Genomic DNA, 17,274 nt, shown 5'->3' on the forward strand with positions numbered 1-17,274 from the left:
CGGAAAAGGCATCACGGAAAAGGGGACGGGGGTCAATAGTGCAAAGTACCCGTCAGAGGAAAAGGGGACGGGGGTCAATAGTGCAAAGCACCCGAAGGGCCGTTCCGGCTTTTGCCCCCCGTCCCCTTTTCCATCAACCCGATGGCGGGGGCTGCGATTGAGACTGTGATTGACTCGTCGGCGGGTCGGGCGACGGGGCTGGATTCGCGGTCGCAGGATTCCCACTCTCCGAGCTCTCGCCTGCCGGCTGAGGCTGGGAAGCCGGCGGAGAATTCGGAGGCGGCGACGCGTCCTTGCTGCCGGCGACCTCCTGGGCGGGCGCCACATCCACGCTGACCTTCAGCGTGTGGGTACCGCCGCCCAACACGACGCCCCGCATCGGACTGACGTCGCCGTAGTCGCGTCCGAGCGACACCGGGATGTGATCCATCCCGACCAGGCAGGCGTTGGTCGGGTCCAGGCCCAACCAGCCGAGGTCTTCGCCGGCGAAGACTTCCAGCCAGGCATGGGATTCGTCGGCCCCGACAAGTCGTGGCTTGCCTGGCGGCGGTACCGTCCGCAGGTAGCCGCTCACGTAACGAGCCGCGAGCCCGATCGATCGCAGGCAGGCAATCTGAACGTGTGCGAAGTCTTGGCAAACGCCGGCTCGCAATTCAAAGGCCCGCTCGGTGGTGGTGTTCACATCCGTGGCGGTCGTGTCATAGGCAAAATCGTGATGGATGCGGCGGGTCAAATCCAACGCCGCTTCCACGATCCCTCTTCCATCACCGAACGACTCGCGGGCATAGTCGGCAAAGGGTCGCCCGGGCGCGACTCTCGGCGACGCGTATCGATGTTCGTCGCGTAACGGCAAGCCGCCGCGCTGTCCGACCGGCTTCAAACAGGTTTCCCACGGCGGCGACGCCGATTCGGCAACCACGCGGGGCTGACGAATGGTGACTTGGCTTTCCACCACCACGCTCAGCGAGCGATGTTTGCTCTCGATCGAAAACGCCTGCACCCGATTGCCGAAGTAATCAAAGTGTTCGTCGCGACTGGACGGTTCGGGTACGACGGTCAAGGTTGACCGATGACAAATCACGTTGCCACCGCTGATCGGCTGCATCCGCAGCTGGTTCTGACAGACGGCGACGTTCTGGCTGTATTGATACGACGTGCTGTGCCGGATGCGGTAGCGGACCGCAGTTGGTAATGCCGCCGGTGCCGCCCCGGGCGTGGCCGCGGTATTCTCCGGCAACGGGTCGCCCTTGGGGCCACCATTCGCCTGGCCGCCGTTCGCGTGGCCCTCGTTCATCTGGCCACCATTCATCTGCCGGTCCCCGTCAATTGCTGGGTCGCGGCGGTGTGGATCAGGTAGTGCGCGCTGATGGCGTCGGACAACTCGGGCAATCGTCCGGCGATCCCGCGGAGCAGCTTGCCAAGCTGTTCCAGCGTCCCATCGTCGCTGGTCTGACACAACTGATAGGGATCGGCCAGTTTGACCTGGTACTGCATGTCCAACACGATGCGTTCGATTGCGTCCAACCGCACCGGGCCTTCGACGGCCGGAAGCTTCTCGATCACGTCGCTGATACGGTCCAATTGGTACAGCACCGAACGGGGATTGGTATCGTCGGTCACGATCAGATCGACCACCGGCGCCAGCCGCACCAGGTTCAGGTACCGGGAACGGTACGTCATCAAACTGTCGGTGATCTCCAAGGCCGCTTCACAGATCGCCTTGCCGTTCTCGGTCGCCGGGCAGAGCATGGTCAGCAGCAGGTCGCACGTCTGGTCGGCCCGTTCGATGCGCCGGCCGAGCTCCAAGAACTGCCAGGAGTGCGTTCTCACGAAACCTTCGCTGGTGACGCCGGCAAACGCCAGCAGGTCCACGATCAGGGTTCCCACCCGCTCGATCGCTTCGCCATACCCCATGCCCTCACTGACGGCTCGGCCGGAAGCGGAGGCCGGTTGGTTGAGTTCTCGAAACGCCCGTCGCAAAATCCGATAGGCATCATTGGACAAGCGGTCGCGGACGGCGGTGGCGTTGTGCATCACCGACTGCATCGTCCGAATCAGCCCCCGTGGCTGCTCGGGATCCAACACCGAAGCCGGGAGCACCTGGTCCAGATTCGGCAGCCCGGCGACAAACGAATCCACCGCGTAGCCGGGCTCGATCTGGCCGAGCGAAGCGAGGGCATAGGTCAGCCGCGGCAGTTCCGCCGCCATCTCCGTGGTTTCTTCTCCCGAGAGCCGACTGAGCGTGGTTCGCATCAGTCGCGAGATGCCCTCGGCACGTTCGACGTAGCGGCCCAGCCAATACAGGTGCTCGGCAACACGGCTGGGCAATTCGTCTCCGATGCGTCGCAGCTTGATCGCGTTCCGGCCGCTGGGCAACAGCGACTTGTGTTTGCCCAGCGGCACGTCGCTGGTCACCCAACAATCCAACGTCCGCTGACCGCTGACCGGCGACCGCGAAAGCTCCATTTCGTCGTTGCCGACGCGGGCCAGCGCACCGGGCAACACCTCAACACGATCGCCGCGGATCAGCTGAAAGTTTCGCAGTGCCACACGCTGGGGTTTGACCTGCCCGCCGATCCAGACCGGCGTGCTGCTGTACGCCAACCGCTCCTGAGCCAGAAACTGACCTGGGTCCGCTTCGATTCGCTGCAGAAACTCGGCGCGTTCCTGCTGACTCAGTCGCGTCGTGTCAATCGGTTCCTGACTGGACACGGTATAGGCCGAACGCAACACCAGCGAATCCAGATGATCCAGGACGTAGGCACGCTGTTGCGGATCACCAAGCCAGTAAGACTTCAACGAAGGGAGCTGCAGTGAACCGCCGAAGAAAAACTGGTTGGCCTGCTCCAAATAGGGCATCAAGCCGGGCGTCTGCGCCAACACGCTGCCGATCGCGTTGACCACCGCGACACGTCCATGCCGCACGCAGCGAAGCAGTCCCGCGACGCCCTGATTGGACGCGGGGTCCAGTTCCAACGGGTCGCACCGCCGGTCGGAGATGTGCCGCCACAGGACCTGGATCGGCAACAAACCGCCGAGCGTCTTGACGTGCAGGCAACCGCCACGAATCGCCAAGTCGCTGCCCCGGACCAACGTCAACCCGAGATACCGAGCCAAATAGGTGTCTTCGAATTCTCGATAGCTTCCGCTGGGAGGCGCCAACAGCGCCACCCGCGGATTGCTGCGGTCTTGCGGCGCCAGTGACTGCAGGTGCTCTCGCAGCGACTCGAAAAACGATGCCAGGCGGCGCGTGTTGCTCCGCCGGATCAGCTTGGGCAACACCCGTCCCATCACGATCCGGTTCTCCAACAGGTACCCCAGCCCGCTGGGGGCGCGGGTCCGGTCGCCGGTGACGCGCCACAGCCCGTCCACCCCTCGAACCAGGTCCGTCGCGGTGACGTGCAACTTCTGCGGCGTTCCCTCCAGCCCGTGGTAAGCGCGGCTGAACACCGGGTTGGCCCAGAACAACTCCCCCGGCACAACGCCTTCGCGGATCAAACGCTGCTCGCCGAGCAAGTCGACCAAGATGCGTTCCAGCAAGTGGGTGCGCTGGACCAGACCATCACTGAGAACATTCCATTCGGCCGACCCCATCACGAACGGGATGACCGACAACTGCCAGGGACGATTGGCGGTTTCCTCATCCTCGTCCGACGGCACGGCCCCCTGCGACTGGTCGGCGTGAAAGGTGATGCCGTTTTCGCGAATGAACTGTTCGATGGACGCCGATCGGTCCAACATCTCTTCCGGGCCGAGGGCGGCCAGTTGGTCGGACACCAATTGCCACGACGGCCGCACCGTCCCGTCAGGAAAAATCCGCTCGTCGAATCCGCCGGCGGCGAGCGATTCGGGGGTCCACAGGGAACCGGACTGGAGCGTCGTATTCAAACTGTCGTTCTTCGGACGGCGGGGTAGATGATTGAATCACGACGCAAACAGCCGCGTCGCGATGCGTACCGATAATCCATGCTCAGCAGCGAAACCACCTCGGTGTGTCATGATAGCGACCGCAGCGGACTCGTCGATGGCCAGACGTTCAGATCCGCCGCAGCGACAGCACCCGGCGGTGACCGGCCAGATCCTTGACGAACCGCAGATCCCCCAGTTCGCTGATCTGATCGGCCAGTTCCTCGCACGCCCCGGCGATCATGGGGCTCAATTCAATGATCAGCCGCCCGCCCGGGTTCAACCGCGGATAGGACTCCGCCATCAGCCGTTTGATGACTTCCGTGCCGTCTTCCCCCGCCACCAGCGCCGAACGGGGTTCGTGGTCGCGGACCGAACGATCCAACTGTTCGTATTCCTGCTCGCTGACGTAGGGCGGGTTGCTGCAGATCAAGTCAAACAGGGCCGGCTGGGAAACGTCCGCCAACAGGTCACCGTGGACGAAGCGGATTCGATCCTGAACGGCATGCTGGCTGGCGTTCCAGCGGGCAATCTCCAACGCGGCTTCGCTCAAGTCGATTGCGGTGACCTCGGCCTCGGGCAAATGAACGGCCAGGGCGATGGCGATCGCGCCCGATCCCGTCCCCACGTCGGCGACTTGCAGCGGTCGATCCGTCACGGCCATCGCCTTGGCGCAGTCGATCGCTTCGATCACAACGTGTTCGGTCTCCGGCCGCGGGATCAGCGTGTTCTCATCGACACGAAACCGCAGGGAATAGAACTCTTTGTAGCCGACCAGCTGGGCCACCGGCGTGCCTTCCCCGCGACGGCGGACCAGTTCGCGGAATGCCGCCCGCTGCTCCGCATCCGGCTGCTCTTCAAACGCCGTGTACAACTCGATCCGGCTGCATTGCCGCGCGTGCGCCAGCAGGACTTCGGCATCCAAACGCGGCGAATCGCTTCCACGCTTCTGAAAGAACTCGGTCGTCCACTGCAACAGTCGCAGCACGGTCCATGGTTCATCGGTCATCTGGCAAGCGCCCCGGGCGCGTGTCGAAAGGAAACGTGGGTCGGTGCGGGCGACGTTGTGCTGCTCACTCGACCATGTCACTGCGCAACTGATCGCGGTCGTACTCGATCAATGCTTCGGTCACCGGACTCAAATCGCCGGCCATGATCTGGTCCAATTTGTAGAGTGTCAGGTTGATGCGATGGTCGGTCAGCCGGTTCTGCGGAAAGTTGTAAGTACGGATCCGTTGACTACGGTCACCCGATCCGATCAACCCCTTGCGCTGCTGAGCCTGCTTGGCCTGTTCCTCTTCGCGTTTCTTTTCATAGATCCGAGCCTTGAGCACGCGGAGGGCTTTGGCCAGGTTCTTGTGCTGGCTCTTTTCATCCTGACATTGGACGACGATGCCGGTTTCGTGGTGCGTCAAGCGAATCGCCGATTCGGTCTTGTTGACGTGCTGACCGCCGGGGCCGGAGGCACCGAATTTGTCGACACGGTAGTCGTCGGATTTCAGCTCGATTTCGACATCTTCCGGTTCGGGCATCACGGCGACGGTGGCCGCGCTGGTGTGAACCCGACCCTGCGTTTCGGTTTCCGGAACCCGCTGAACGCGGTGGCCGCCGGACTCGTACGCCAGATCGCGATACACGCTTTCTCCTTCCAGAGTCAACGTGATCTCCTTGAACCCGCCCATGTCCGAAACACTGCTGTCCATCACTTCCACTTTCCACGACCTTGCCTCGGCGTAACGCCGATACATTTCGAACAGGTCGCGGGCGAACAGCGCCGCCTCGTCGCCGCCGGTCCCGGCGCGAATTTCCATCACGCAGCGCGTCCGATGGCTGTCTTCGCCGCCGACGGTCATGCTAAGGATTTCCTCCCAGACCGCTTCCCGCTGCGTTTTCAACTCGGCCATCTCCGCCTGCGCCATCTCGCGCTCCTCGGAATCCTCCGCCGCGTCCGCCATCTCCTTGCAGCCCTGAATCTCTTCGGTCATCCGCTTGAATTCGCGATACTTTCCGACCAGCTTCGCCAAACCGCCGTGCTCGCGGGCGGTCGCTCCCATCCGGTTGCCGTCGGCCAGCACGTCCGGATCGGCCATGTCGCGTTCAAGTTGCTCGAACCGATCAAGTTTCTCTTCCAGCAGGTCACGAATACTGGTCATGTCAGCGAGGTGAAAGGGAGTGGAACGTACAAAACCGGGGGAGGCTATTGGCCCTGGGCAGGCCACTGGACTGGGGCAGGCCACTGGACTGGGGTAGGCCACTGGCCGGCGGTACAGCGGCGAGCGGGATGATTGGCACCGTCAGTGCCGCCGCGTGGCGGCGGACCGACGCACCGGCAAGGGAATTCCGGCGGAGATTCGGCGCCGGCAAACGGCCCAGGCGCGACAGGATAGCGGACGCCAAAAAAAACCGCATGGCCCGGCATTCTTGCGGACCATGCGGTTGGCTGAGCCAGTTTGCGTGCGCCGCGATGCGTTCGGGCAGCGGCGACGGCAAACCTATTTCTTCTTGCCCGCTTTTTTCTTCTTTTGCAGGCTGCCATACGAGCCGGCAGCGAATTTCTTTTGGAACTTGTCGATCCGACCGGCGGTATCGACGAATTTCAATTTGCCGGTGTAAAACGGGTGACAGGCGTTGCAAATATCGACCTTCATCTCACCACCGCGAACGGTGCGGGTTTCGAAGGAATTGCCGCAACCGCAGCTGACGGTAGTGGCTTCGTACTTGGGGTGGATGCCTTCTTTCATGGCACATTTCTCTCTGGTTGGTGTCGGGCGGGCCTGGCTGGGGTACAGTCCCGCGAAGCCCCACAACATAGGCAATCGACGGCCGATTGGACAAGGGCTGATCAATGCAGGGCTGGCGGGCTCCCGCCCCCTCGTTCCCGGGCTCCCGCCCCCTCGTTCCCAGGCTCCCGCCCGGGAACGCACTGCGCGTGCCGGCTCCGCCGGCCTTTCCCCGCGAAACCTTTGCGCGTTCCAGGGCGTTCTGGGGCGTTCCGGGGATAGAGCATCTGCGAAAGTTGGCAGGCGAAGCCTGCCAGAGCAGCCTGTTCCAAGGCGGGAGCCTTGGAACAAGGACACCAGGCTCATTCCGTCCGGCCTACCGACGATCGCATTCAATGGCGCAAACAAAAACACCGCTTCGACATCTCGAAGCGGTGCATTGATCTTTGGCGGGTGTGTTGACTCCCGAACGACTGACGCCGGGAAGTTGAAATCCCACCAAATGGTTGTCGAAGCGACCGAGCAATGATCACTCGGGCAAGATCACCTTGTTGATCACGTGGATCACGCCGTTGGAGCACTTGACGTCTGGCTTGATCACTTTGGCCTTGTCGATCATCACGGCACCATCTTTGACTTCGATGTCAACGCTGGAGCCTTGGACCGTCTTGGCGGAATCCAACTCGACGACGTCCTTGGCCATCACGCTGCCCGGGACCACGTGGTAGGTCAGAATGCTGACCAGCTTTTCCTTGTTTTCCGGCTTCAGCAAAGTTTCGACGGTGCCATCCGGCAGAGCCGCGAACGCTTCGTTGGTCGGCGCGAACACGGTGAAAGGACCTTTGCCTGACAGCGTGTCGACCAGGCCGGCCGCTTTCACGGCGGCAACGAGTGTGCTGAATTGATCCAAGCTGGCTGCTGTTTCAACAATGGTCTTTTCCGCAGTGGCTTTCTCTTCCGCAAACGCCGGTGCGGTCAGTGACCCGGTCAAGACAACTGCCAGTGCAATCGCAATAAACTTACGCATCCCAATCTCCGTAAAGACTTAGGGCGACGATCACACCTGCGAGTCGACGGACACACGTCGACGGGTAGAGCTTCGCGAGGCGATCGATTCACCCGGAACGATCTAACTCGTGCTCATTGTCAGAACGCGGCAAGGGGGCAAGACAATTTTTTTGCGACGACGTTCAACCGGTGATCACCTGTCCCAGGCAACGGCCAACGAATCGCATTCGCTTACCAACCCGGACAGCGACCCGAACGATGGGACCCGCGCGACGAAGATTCAACGATGAACGGTCAAGCGAGAATCATCGACGCCGGTTGCCTCACGGGTTCGATTCGCTGCGACCTTTTCGCGCCCACGCATCTCATCGCATGGATTCTGCGACCGAATCGATGATGGCATCCAAATCGTTCGTCGGTCGGTAGCCGATGGCGTCGGCGATGCGGCTCAAATCAGGCACGCGACGTCGGATGTCTTCGAAGGATTCATCGTACGCATCCGAGTACGATCGGAACTCGATTCCCACCTCCGGATTGACTCGGGCGATGACGCGTTTGGCGAGTTCCAGAATGGAAACGGGCACATCGCTTCCGATGTTGTAGACCCGACCGAAGGAGGTCGAAGTCTCGATCAGTTTTGTGACGGCGCCGACAACATCCTCGACGTGGGCGAAGCACCGCACTTGATTCCCATCATCGTGAACGACTAGGTCGTCGCCTTGAAGCGCCGCCTGCACGAACCGCGGCAGCACCATGCCGTAGGCTCCGGTTTGCCGCGGACCGACGACGTTGAAGAAACGTCCCACGACAACCGGCAACCCTTGCTCTTTGTGAAACGCCAACGCCAAGAATTCGTCGATGGCTTTGGAGACACCGTAGCTCCATCTCGGCTTGGTGGTTGCACCGAACACCAGGTCGTCTTCTTCCGACCAAACGGATTTAGGGTTCTTGCCGTACACCTCGCTGGTGCTAGCGATGAAGCACGGCACCAGGCGGCCGCGTTTCGCGCGCTCGCCCAAACGGTTGAGAATCAACTGAGTGGGATAAACGTTTCGCTCGATGGTTTGGATCGGCTGCTTCGCGATCAACGCCACACCGACGGCGGCGGCCAAGTGGTAAACGACGTCTGCTCGGCCGACGACCTCCGCCACCAACGCTTCGTCTTCGACGGTCCCGGAAATGTATTCCAGGTTCTCATGCTCCCAGATCGGATTCAGATTCTCACGCTGACCGGTCGACAAGTCATCGACGATCAACACCTTCTCCCCGCGAGCAAGCAGCTGCTGCGCCAGGTGGGATCCGATGAAACCGGCTCCTCCGGTGATCAAATTGGTCTTCGCGGTGACAGATGCGTTGGTCACGTCGGGGCTCGTCCTGGAGCGAGGGGAACTGGGGCGAGGGGAATAATGAAATCGTCAGGTTCAAATCGGACAGCTGTTGGCGACAGCCGCCGTCGCCAGTCGGTGGATGAACGTCGCTGAACGCGATAAGCCCAGCCAAGCCGACGACGCTCTGGCGAGCGTCGCTAACTCAAACTGACATTGTCTAGCGAAACACCCACCGCTGGCAGCCTGCACCGCTCGGGGACGCTATTCGAAGACCTCCAGACTCGGTGCCCACCAGCCGCGTGACTGGCGAACCAGAACCGGGCCCGCTGCGAAGTATCGGCGGGTTCGCCGCACTTTGGAACCGCCCGACCGCTGGCCCGCCGTGCTCGCCCCGCTTGTAGGCCCCGTCTGGCGACCGATGCATCAGACCGCCGCATCAGACACTCGGACGGACCGTCCCGAGAATGGATCTCCGGGACAATCCTGTCGGCGATCCGCTGAAATCGGTGGGGGATCCGCTGAAACGCACGGAGGGAGCCGATCGGTTCGCTCGACGAACCTACTGCCAGAATCGACGCCCAAAGTGCCGAAAGGACCGCGAAACCCCCACGTCCACTGACTTTGCCGGCTGGGCAAATCCGCCGGCGAACTATCGACTGCAACGTGACACCGCTAAAATAGCCGCCGACCGATGACGTCTGCGCCGACGGCTGGCCACGACATGGACCACGTCCCAAGCCGCCTCGCCAACACCGTCTCCGCCCCTGAAACGAATTGCCGTGCGCCCTGACCGAACCTCCATGCCCTGCCGGCTGGCGACGCTCCTTTTGGGATGTCTCGTCGTCTTGATTCCGGCCAGCGGAATGCTTTCTTCGGCGTCCGCCGCCGAATCGACCGAAGAATCGATCGCCCTGTATGCCGACGCTGCGAACTTCCAAACCGGCGGCGCGATCCCGCTGGCGATCGAAGAATGGAAGAAGTTCCTGCAGCGTTACCCCGACGACGACCTGGCTTCCAAGGCGGCCCATTACTTGGGCGTCTGTTACATGCAGCGGGAGAATCCCGATTACACCGCTGCCTGCGAAGCGTTCGCCCGCGCCATCGAAGACCAGTCGTACGACCTGCGTGAAGAAAGTCTGGCGAACCTGGGTTGGTGCTACTACGCGGCCGCCGGCGAGACAGCCGACGGTGACCGACAACGGGATCCGCAGCGGTTGCGGCAAACGATCGATACCTTTCAGCAATTGCGGAAAGAGAATCCCAATAGCGACTACATCGACCGCGCGTTCTTCTACAGCGGCGAAGCCGCCTATGGGCTCGGGAAATTGGATCAGGCGATCGGCTTTTACAACAAGTTCATTGCGCTGCCTTCATCCAAGCAGTCCCCGCTTCGCTGTGACGCGTTGTACGCCCTCGGGATCGCTCAGCAAGAAGCGGATCAAACGCAGCAGGCGATCGCATCGTTTGACCAGTTGTTGAAAGACTGCGCCGATTCCGAGCTCGCGGTCGATGTTCACCTGCGCTTGGGCGACTTGTACTTGCTGCAACGAAGATTTGACGCGGCCGTGGATTCGTTCGGCCGAGCCATTGAACAAGCGGACCAGAAAGACGACCAATCGTACGCCATTTTTCGGCAGGCTTATGCGTTGGTGCAAAGCGGCAAGCCGAACGACGCGGCGGCCCGCTACGACCAGCTGCAAAAGGAGTTCCCGGATTCACCTTACGCGGCCAACGCCACATTGGCTTCCGGCCAAAGCCTGTACCGGGGCGGCCAGACCGATCAGGCCGCCGAGCGGTTCGAGAAGGTGCTGTCCCAGAACAATCCCGCCGCAGCCACCGAGGCGGCCCATTGGCTGGTCCGCATCCAACTGTCCCGCGGTGAGGCGGCCGCAGCAGCCGCCATCGCACGAAAGCAACTGGATGCGGGTGCCGAGGGAGACTTCGCTGTTGATCTGAAAGTTGATCTGGCGGAAGCCCTGGCATTGATACCCGATTCGATTGCCGAATCCGTCGACGTCGCGGAACAGGCGTACCGCTCCGCTCCCGAAGACGCGTTGGCCCCCCGCGCGTTGTACAACGCCGCCTTCTCGGCCCTGCAAATCAACCAATTCCCGCGGGCCATCGAATTGGCGACCGAGTTCCTGCAGAAGTTTTCCGAGGACGAACTCGCGCCGGATGTCCGATTCATCGTCGCCGAAAGCCAACTGCTCTCAGGCGACGCCCCACAAGCGATTGAGTCCTTCCGGGAACTTCTCAAGCAAACCGCAGCGGATCACCCCCAGCGGCCGATGTGGGTGTTGCGAACGGCAACCGCCATGAACGCCGGAAAGCAATACGATCAGACCGTGGCCCTGATCGATGCCGAAGCTGAAGCGATCAAAGAGCCGCAATTGAAAGCGGAAGCAAAATTCCTGGCAGGTCAAGCTCAGCTGATGGCGGGCCAGCCGGAGCAGGCCGCAACCTCCTTCGCCGCGGCCGCCGAGACGGCACCGCAATGGCAGCGGCATGGAGAAGCGATGTTGCTGCGTGGTACCGCGTTGTTGAACGCCGGCCAGACCGACCAGGCCAAGTCGGTGTGGCAAAACCTTGTTTCGGCGCAACCGGAAACGGCCATGGCCGACCAGGCCCGATACAAATTGGCGCAACTGGCAAGTGACGCCGGAGAACACGACCGAGCGATCGAGCTGTACACCGAAATCATCCAGGCCGAACGCGACCAGGGGCTGATCCCGTACGCGCTCTACGGCCGCGGATGGTCGCAAATGCAATCGGACAACCACCAGCAAGCGTTGGCATCGCTCGACCGGATTATCGGTGAAAAGCCACAACACCCGGTGGCCGACGACGCGCTGATCGCCCGTGGGATTTCGCACCGAACCCTGGGCAACGATCCAGCCGCACGCGAAGATCTGGAACGCTATCTGGGCATGGAGCCGCAGGGGAACAACCTGGGTCACGCTCTTTATGAACTTGCCCTGGTGCTACAAAGCCAGGACAAACCTGAACTGGCAGCCGAGCGATTGCAACAGCTGATCGAACGTGTCCCCGATTACCCGGGCATGGACAAGGTGTTGTACGAGTTGGGCTGGTCGCTGCGTGACAGCGGCAAGGAAGATGCAGCCGAACAGCGCTTCGAAGCATTGCTAAAGCGGTCGCCCGAAAGTCCGATGGCGGCCGAGGCGGCCTACTATCTCGGCCAGCGTGCCTACCGGACGGAACAATGGGATCGGGCGGCGAACTTCTACCAAACGGCCGCCAACAACGCGACCGACCCTGCGATGAGCGAGAAGTCGCTGTACCGGCTGGGATGGTCCCAGTTCAAGGGTTCCAATCTGGACCAGGCCGAAGAAGCCTTCCGCTCTCAGTTTGATCAGCATCCCGAAGGCAAGCTGGCACTTGATGCCCTGATGATGATCGGCGAATCCGCATTCAAGGGCGAACATTTCGAGCGTGCCTTGAAGGCCTACGGGACCGGACGCGACCGAATCCAAGCCTCCGACGACAACGCGGATACCGTCCGGGGGCCGGCCGACCGTCAGGTTCGCGAATTGATCCTGCTGCACGGCGGGCAATCCGCGGCGCAACTGCAGCGCTGGGATGAAGCGATCGGCTGGTACGACGAACTGAAAACCAGATTTCCGGCCACCGGCTACCTGCCGCAGGTTTTCTACGAGCTGGGTTTTGCCCACCAGCAAAAGAACGACAACGAGAAAGCCCTGAACTTCTTCTCCCAAGTGGCGGAGGGGTATCGCACCGAAGTGGCCGCCCGCGCCCGCTTCATGATGGGCGAAATCTATTTTGCCGAGAACAAACTGGATCAGGCGATCCCCCAGTTCCAACGGGTCATGTTCGGCTTCGGCGCCGAGAAGGCGCCCGAGGACATCCAGAATTGGCAAGCCAAAAGCGGCTTTGAAGCGGCCCGTTGCAGCGAACAGTTGATGCAATCGGCCGGGTCCGAAGACGCCAAGGCAAAATCGCGACGATTCGCCATCCAGTTTTATCAATACGTTGTCCAGAAACACCCCGGACACGAACTCGCCAAGAAATCCGCCGAGCGTCTGGAGGCGCTTCAACGATCGTGACTTCGACCCAACCCCACACCGCTGAAAACGAGAAACGGTTCCGCACCCGTTCCACGTTTGCGTGCCTGTTGATGTGTCTGTTGGCGACCACGATGGCGGGGGCTCGGGTCTGGGGCCAGGACGATGAGCTCCAGGGGGAACCGCCGGCAACACTCCAACCGGCCGACATCCAGGCGATGATGGATGACAACGCGGCGCCCGCGCCACCGCCAGCCGCCGAACCCTCCGGCATCGACATGCTGTCGCTGATCGCCAGCGGCGGCCGATTCATGATTCCGATCGGGTTGATGAGCGTCCTGGTGTTGACGTTGGCGGTCGAACGGATGCTCAGCCTGCGACGCGAGAAGATTCTGCCCGCCGACCTGGTCGGCGAGCTGCGAGAGATCGCCGAACCGATCGACGCGTTCGACCCGACCGACGCCTACGAGGCCTGCCTCCAGAATCCTTCCCCGACGGCCAGCGTGATCGGTTCAATGTTGATGCGCACCGGCCAGCCCCTGGGCGAAATCGAGCGAACCGCCAACGAAACGATCCAACGAGAAGCCGACCGCTGCGCGGCGCCGATCCGCTGGCTGAACCTGGCTGCCGCCGCGACTCCGTTGATGGGCCTGTTGGGAACCGTGTGGGGAATGATTGTCGCGTTCCACGAATCCACCTCGCTGTCAGCCGACCGGTCACGAAGCGAGCAGTTGTCCGAAGGGATTTACACCGCCCTGGTCACCACCTTGGCCGGCCTGGCCGTTGCGATCCCGGCTGCGATCTTTGCCCAGTACCTGGAGAATCGGGTGGTGAAGCTGTTCCACCGAATCCAGGAGCTGGCTTTCGAGCTGGCGCCGGGGCTGGCGAGGTTTGCCGGCCACCGCCGGATGGACTCCACCGGCGCGCTGCTTCCGATCGACGGAGCCCACGCCAATTTGGAACCGATTTCGCCGCCCCCACCTCCGCCCGGCAAGTCCTCCTCGGGCTACCGCCAGGAACCACGGACCGGTGAATCCCCCGCGGCGGCCGGACGAGCTGCCAAGGCGAATTGACGATGGCCGTTCAAATCAAACGCTCCAGCGTCGCCGGCACACTTAGCCTGACCCCGCTGATCGACGTCGTGTTCTTGCTGCTGATCTTCTTTCTGGTCACCAGCGAATTCGAAGAGGAAGAACGCCGGCTGGATATCGTGCTGCCGACCGCCACCAGTGCGGTTCCGATGGTCGGCAGACCTCGCGAGATCGTGATCGATGTTGATGCCGAAGGCCAAGTTTATCTGCGCGGGCAGCCGACCGAACTGGACGACCTGGAACGGCTGCTGAAGGCCAACGTGGCACAGAACCCGACCAACCAGACCGCCGTCATTCGCGCCGATCGTCAAACCTCGTTTCAACCCGTTGTCAGTGTGATGGACATTTGCAACCGGACGGGGATCAGCGATTACTCGGTGACGACCCAGGAAGGCCCGCAGAACGAACCCTAAGCCGAAGGCGTGATGGTGCAACGCAAATCCGATCGTCTGCAAAGCACGCCCGCCGATTCCGGCCGGATGTGGCCGTTGGATGCATCGGCGGTAGTCCTGGGCGGACTGGTCCTGCTGCTGATCGTCACGCAATTGCGGTTCGATGACCCGCGATGGCTGTTCAATGCCAAGACCTATCTGATTGCCGTGCCCGCAATCTCCTTGCTGTTGGCCCTGGCGCTGCGGACGTTGGCATCCAGGTTCTTGCGCAAGTCGATTCAGTTGAGCTTTCTGTTCAGCGTCTGTGTCCATCTGTTGTTGTTGATCTTCGCGATCAACTACGTCGTGTTCTCGGCTTACCAGCCGACGGCATCCAAAGGTCAACAGCGCGAGCGGACGCCGATTCGAAAAACCGTTCCGGAACATTTGTTCCAGGCGCCAAAAGAATCCAAGGAAACGCCGGACTGGTCCAAACCGGTCGATGCGGAGACCACGTCGCGTGTGATCCCAAAGGAGCAGCGACAATTGCCGCCGCTGCAACGTTCGCAGCCACGTCTGGAGATTCCCAAGCCGCGTCAGAACGACGTGCAGCCGATGCAAAAGTACTTGATGCAGCGGGCACAACCCAGTTCGACCGTCCCGATGCCGGCCGATTCCCCCGGCAGGTTGGCCCGGCGCGACTCGCAACGTGACGCGATCAAACCGCGGCCGAAACCGATCGATGTCCCCTCCATCGCGCAATCCATCGCCAGCCCCACCAAGGCGTCGCCGGCCGAACGTCCAATCGAAAACGCGGTGGCATCGCGTGCGGCGCGCCAGGCGCCCAGCCGCCCCGATCCGGCGGCCGTGGCCCGCAACCTGATCCCCGTCCCCTCGTCTCGCAACCTGGCCCCCGCCGCCGCGGCTCGCAGCCCCCAGAACGCCCTGCCCAAAGTCGGCGACGCGGGATTGGCACGCGACCGCCGATCGCGATCGACCAGCCCCTCAATGACGGCCGCCGGAGCGGCCCCGGCTCCCGTCGCCGTCTCGGTCGCTCGTTCCGGCGAGAACGCTTCAATGCTGCTGCGGCCGAACGACTTGCCGGTGACGCGCAGCGGCCAAACCACCGGGGCGCAGATCAGTGACGGGGATACGCCCAGCTTTCGCGCCGACCCCTCGGCGGACGATCCGGCCACCGGAACCCGCATCGCCCGCAAGACGCTCTCGGCGAAGTCCGGCGCGCCCGAGGTCGACGCCGGACCGGCTGACTTGGCGGCCGGCCGCGGAGAACGAATCAACGTCGCAACCGGGTTTGAACCGGTCGGATCGGTCGCCCCCTCCGCCTCGCTGCCACCCATTGCCGCCGGCATCAGCGGGCAATCGATGGAAGACGATCCGTTGGACGATCGCATGGGCGACTTGGATTCGCTGGCCGATCGCCAGATCGACTCCGGTGGCATCCCCTCTCGCGACCTGCTGTCCTCCGGTGCCCCCGCGATGGCGTTGGATTTGTTAGCCGACCCGGGGCCGGTCGGATTGGGCAAAACGCCGGCGCCGGCCGCCGGATTGATGCCCAGCGAGGATCGACCCGAAATCGCGACCATGGACTTGCCGCGTCAGGCGCGTCCCCGATTGCAGGTCGGCGGCCCGGCCACTCCGGCGGGCACCAAGATCGCGGCCGTCGAGTCGTTCTCTCGTCGCGTGATGCGCACCAGCGGCGGCGCGGCGTCCAACGCCCCGGGACTCGGCGGCCCCGCGACGGAAGAAGCCATCGAACGTGGCTTGGCATACCTGGCTGCCGCCCAGAACGATGACGGCAGCTGGTCCTTGCAGGGGCACGGCGAAGATGTCCTGCTGCGCAGCGATACCGCTGCGACGGGGTTGTGCTTGCTGGCCTTTCAAGGTGCCGGCTACACCCACACGCAACACCAGTACGCCTCGACCGTCAGCAAAGGCCTGAAGTTTCTGATCGACAATCAACGCACCAGCGGCAACCTGTATCGCAGTGAAAACTCGGTCAGCGACCGCAACGTGATGTTCTACAGCCACGGCATCGCCGCTTTGGCTCTGTGCGAAGCCTACGGCATGACGCAAGACCGCGAGCTTCGCCCTCCGGCCCAACAAGCGCTCGGCTACATCGTTCAGACCCAACACCACAAGCGCGGCGGCTGGCGATACACGCCTCAGGTCAGCAGCGATACCAGCGTGACCGGATGGATGATGATGGCGCTCAAAAGTGGCGAACTTTCCGGCTTGGACGTCCCCCAGGAAACCTACGACGGCATCGACCACTGGCTTTCCCTGGCCCGGCAGAGCCCCGAACGGATCGATCGCTACCGCTACAACCCGTTCGCGCCGGACACCCCCGAACAGCGTCACGGACGAGTTCCCACGCCGACGATGACCGCCGTCGGCATGCTGATGCGAATGTACAACGGCTGGCGACGTGACCACCCCGCCATGCGGTCCGCCGCGGAATACCTGTTGAAGTACCCGCCACAGCTGGGTGATCCCCGTCGACCGCGACGCGACGGCTACTACTGGTACTACGCCACCCAGGTGATGTTTCACATGGGCGATGAATACTGGGACCAGTGGAACCGACACCTCAATCCGTTGCTGCTGGAGACCCAGATCAAATCTGGTCCCGATGCCGGATCCTGGGACCCGGAAAACCCGGTGCCGGATCGTTGGAGCGTGCACGCCGGCCGGCTGTACGTGACGACCATGAATCTGTTGAACCTGGAAGTCTATTACCGACACCTGCCCATCTACGAAGACACCGCCGCGGACTGAAATGCTTGCAACGG

The 17,274-nt window shown here is 62.3% G+C and carries 11 protein-coding genes; 4 read left to right on the forward strand and 7 right to left on the reverse strand.

Translation table 11 applies throughout. The features are described 5' to 3' along the window. Positions 1 to 133: 133 nt before the first annotated feature. From FYK55_RS08665 to FYK55_RS08695, 7 genes are all read right to left on the reverse strand, one after another. Positions 134 to 1,294: a transglutaminase family protein gene (locus FYK55_RS08665; RefSeq protein ID WP_150076008.1), complete on the reverse strand. Its 1,161-nt coding sequence runs from the start codon at positions 1,292 to 1,294 to the stop codon at positions 134 to 136. Between the two features lie 11 nt (positions 1,295 to 1,305). Further along, positions 1,306 to 3,888: a circularly permuted type 2 ATP-grasp protein gene (locus tag FYK55_RS08670; RefSeq protein WP_235908532.1), complete on the reverse strand. Its 2,583-nt coding sequence runs from the start codon at positions 3,886 to 3,888 to the stop codon at positions 1,306 to 1,308. 148 nt (positions 3,889 to 4,036) lie between these two features. Beyond that, the gene (gene prmC / locus FYK55_RS08675; RefSeq protein WP_150076009.1) at positions 4,037 to 4,915 is read right to left on the reverse strand and encodes a peptide chain release factor N(5)-glutamine methyltransferase; all 879 of its coding nucleotides are present in this window, start codon (positions 4,913 to 4,915) and stop codon (positions 4,037 to 4,039) included. Between the two features lie 64 nt (positions 4,916 to 4,979). Beyond that, positions 4,980 to 6,059, reverse strand: a complete 1,080-nt coding sequence (gene prfA / locus FYK55_RS08680; protein ID WP_150076010.1) for a peptide chain release factor 1 — start codon at positions 6,057 to 6,059, stop codon at positions 4,980 to 4,982. Positions 6,060 to 6,398: 339 nt separating this feature from the next. Continuing rightward, entirely contained in the window at positions 6,399 to 6,647 is a 249-nt protein-coding gene (gene rpmE, locus FYK55_RS08685; protein ID WP_150076011.1) for a 50S ribosomal protein L31, read from the reverse strand. Between the two features lie 508 nt (positions 6,648 to 7,155). Next, positions 7,156 to 7,653 (reverse strand): fasciclin domain-containing protein, encoded by a 498-nt coding sequence (locus tag FYK55_RS08690; protein ID WP_150076012.1) that lies wholly within the window; start codon positions 7,651 to 7,653, stop codon positions 7,156 to 7,158. A 346-nt stretch (positions 7,654 to 7,999) separates the two neighbouring features. Next, positions 8,000 to 8,995, reverse strand: coding sequence for an NAD-dependent epimerase/dehydratase family protein (locus tag FYK55_RS08695; RefSeq protein WP_150076013.1), 996 nt, complete (start codon positions 8,993 to 8,995; stop codon positions 8,000 to 8,002). Positions 8,996 to 9,762: 767 nt separating this feature from the next. Here FYK55_RS08695 and FYK55_RS08700 point away from each other — a divergent pair. From FYK55_RS08700 to FYK55_RS08715, 4 genes are read left to right on the forward strand one after another with little or no spacing between them, the layout of a single operon-like run. Further along, complete coding sequence (locus tag FYK55_RS08700) at positions 9,763 to 13,044, forward strand: tetratricopeptide repeat protein (protein WP_235908533.1); 3,282 nt, start codon at positions 9,763 to 9,765, stop codon at positions 13,042 to 13,044. Then, positions 13,041 to 14,075: a MotA/TolQ/ExbB proton channel family protein gene (locus tag FYK55_RS08705; protein WP_235908534.1), complete on the forward strand. Its 1,035-nt coding sequence runs from the start codon at positions 13,041 to 13,043 to the stop codon at positions 14,073 to 14,075. Before FYK55_RS08700 ends, FYK55_RS08705 begins: the two co-directional genes overlap by 4 nt. A gap of 2 nt (positions 14,076 to 14,077) precedes the next feature. Next, complete coding sequence (locus FYK55_RS08710) at positions 14,078 to 14,506, forward strand: ExbD/TolR family protein (protein ID WP_150076014.1); 429 nt, start codon at positions 14,078 to 14,080, stop codon at positions 14,504 to 14,506. 12 nt (positions 14,507 to 14,518) lie between these two features. Further along, positions 14,519 to 17,260: a prenyltransferase/squalene oxidase repeat-containing protein gene (locus tag FYK55_RS08715; protein ID WP_235908535.1), complete on the forward strand. Its 2,742-nt coding sequence runs from the start codon at positions 14,519 to 14,521 to the stop codon at positions 17,258 to 17,260. Positions 17,261 to 17,274 lie beyond the last annotated feature (14 nt).

The sequence above is a fragment of the Roseiconus nitratireducens genome (genome assembly GCF_008629675.1).
GTDB lineage: Bacteria > Planctomycetota > Planctomycetia > Pirellulales > Pirellulaceae > Stieleria > Stieleria nitratireducens.

Coding starts and splice junctions, on each gene's coding strand:
- FYK55_RS08700 (WP_235908533.1), top strand. CDS start 9,763: ATGCCCTGCCGGCTGGCGACGCTCCTTTTGGGATGTCTCGTCGTCTTG.
- FYK55_RS08665 (WP_150076008.1), bottom strand. CDS start 1,294: ATGAACGAGGGCCACGCGAACGGCGGCCAGGCGAATGGTGGCCCCAAG.
- prmC (WP_150076009.1), bottom strand. CDS start 4,915: ATGACCGATGAACCATGGACCGTGCTGCGACTGTTGCAGTGGACGACC.
- FYK55_RS08715 (WP_235908535.1), top strand. CDS start 14,519: ATGGTGCAACGCAAATCCGATCGTCTGCAAAGCACGCCCGCCGATTCC.
- prfA (WP_150076010.1), bottom strand. CDS start 6,059: ATGACCAGTATTCGTGACCTGCTGGAAGAGAAACTTGATCGGTTCGAG.
- FYK55_RS08710 (WP_150076014.1), top strand. CDS start 14,078: ATGGCCGTTCAAATCAAACGCTCCAGCGTCGCCGGCACACTTAGCCTG.
- rpmE (WP_150076011.1), bottom strand. CDS start 6,647: ATGAAAGAAGGCATCCACCCCAAGTACGAAGCCACTACCGTCAGCTGC.
- FYK55_RS08690 (WP_150076012.1), bottom strand. CDS start 7,653: ATGCGTAAGTTTATTGCGATTGCACTGGCAGTTGTCTTGACCGGGTCA.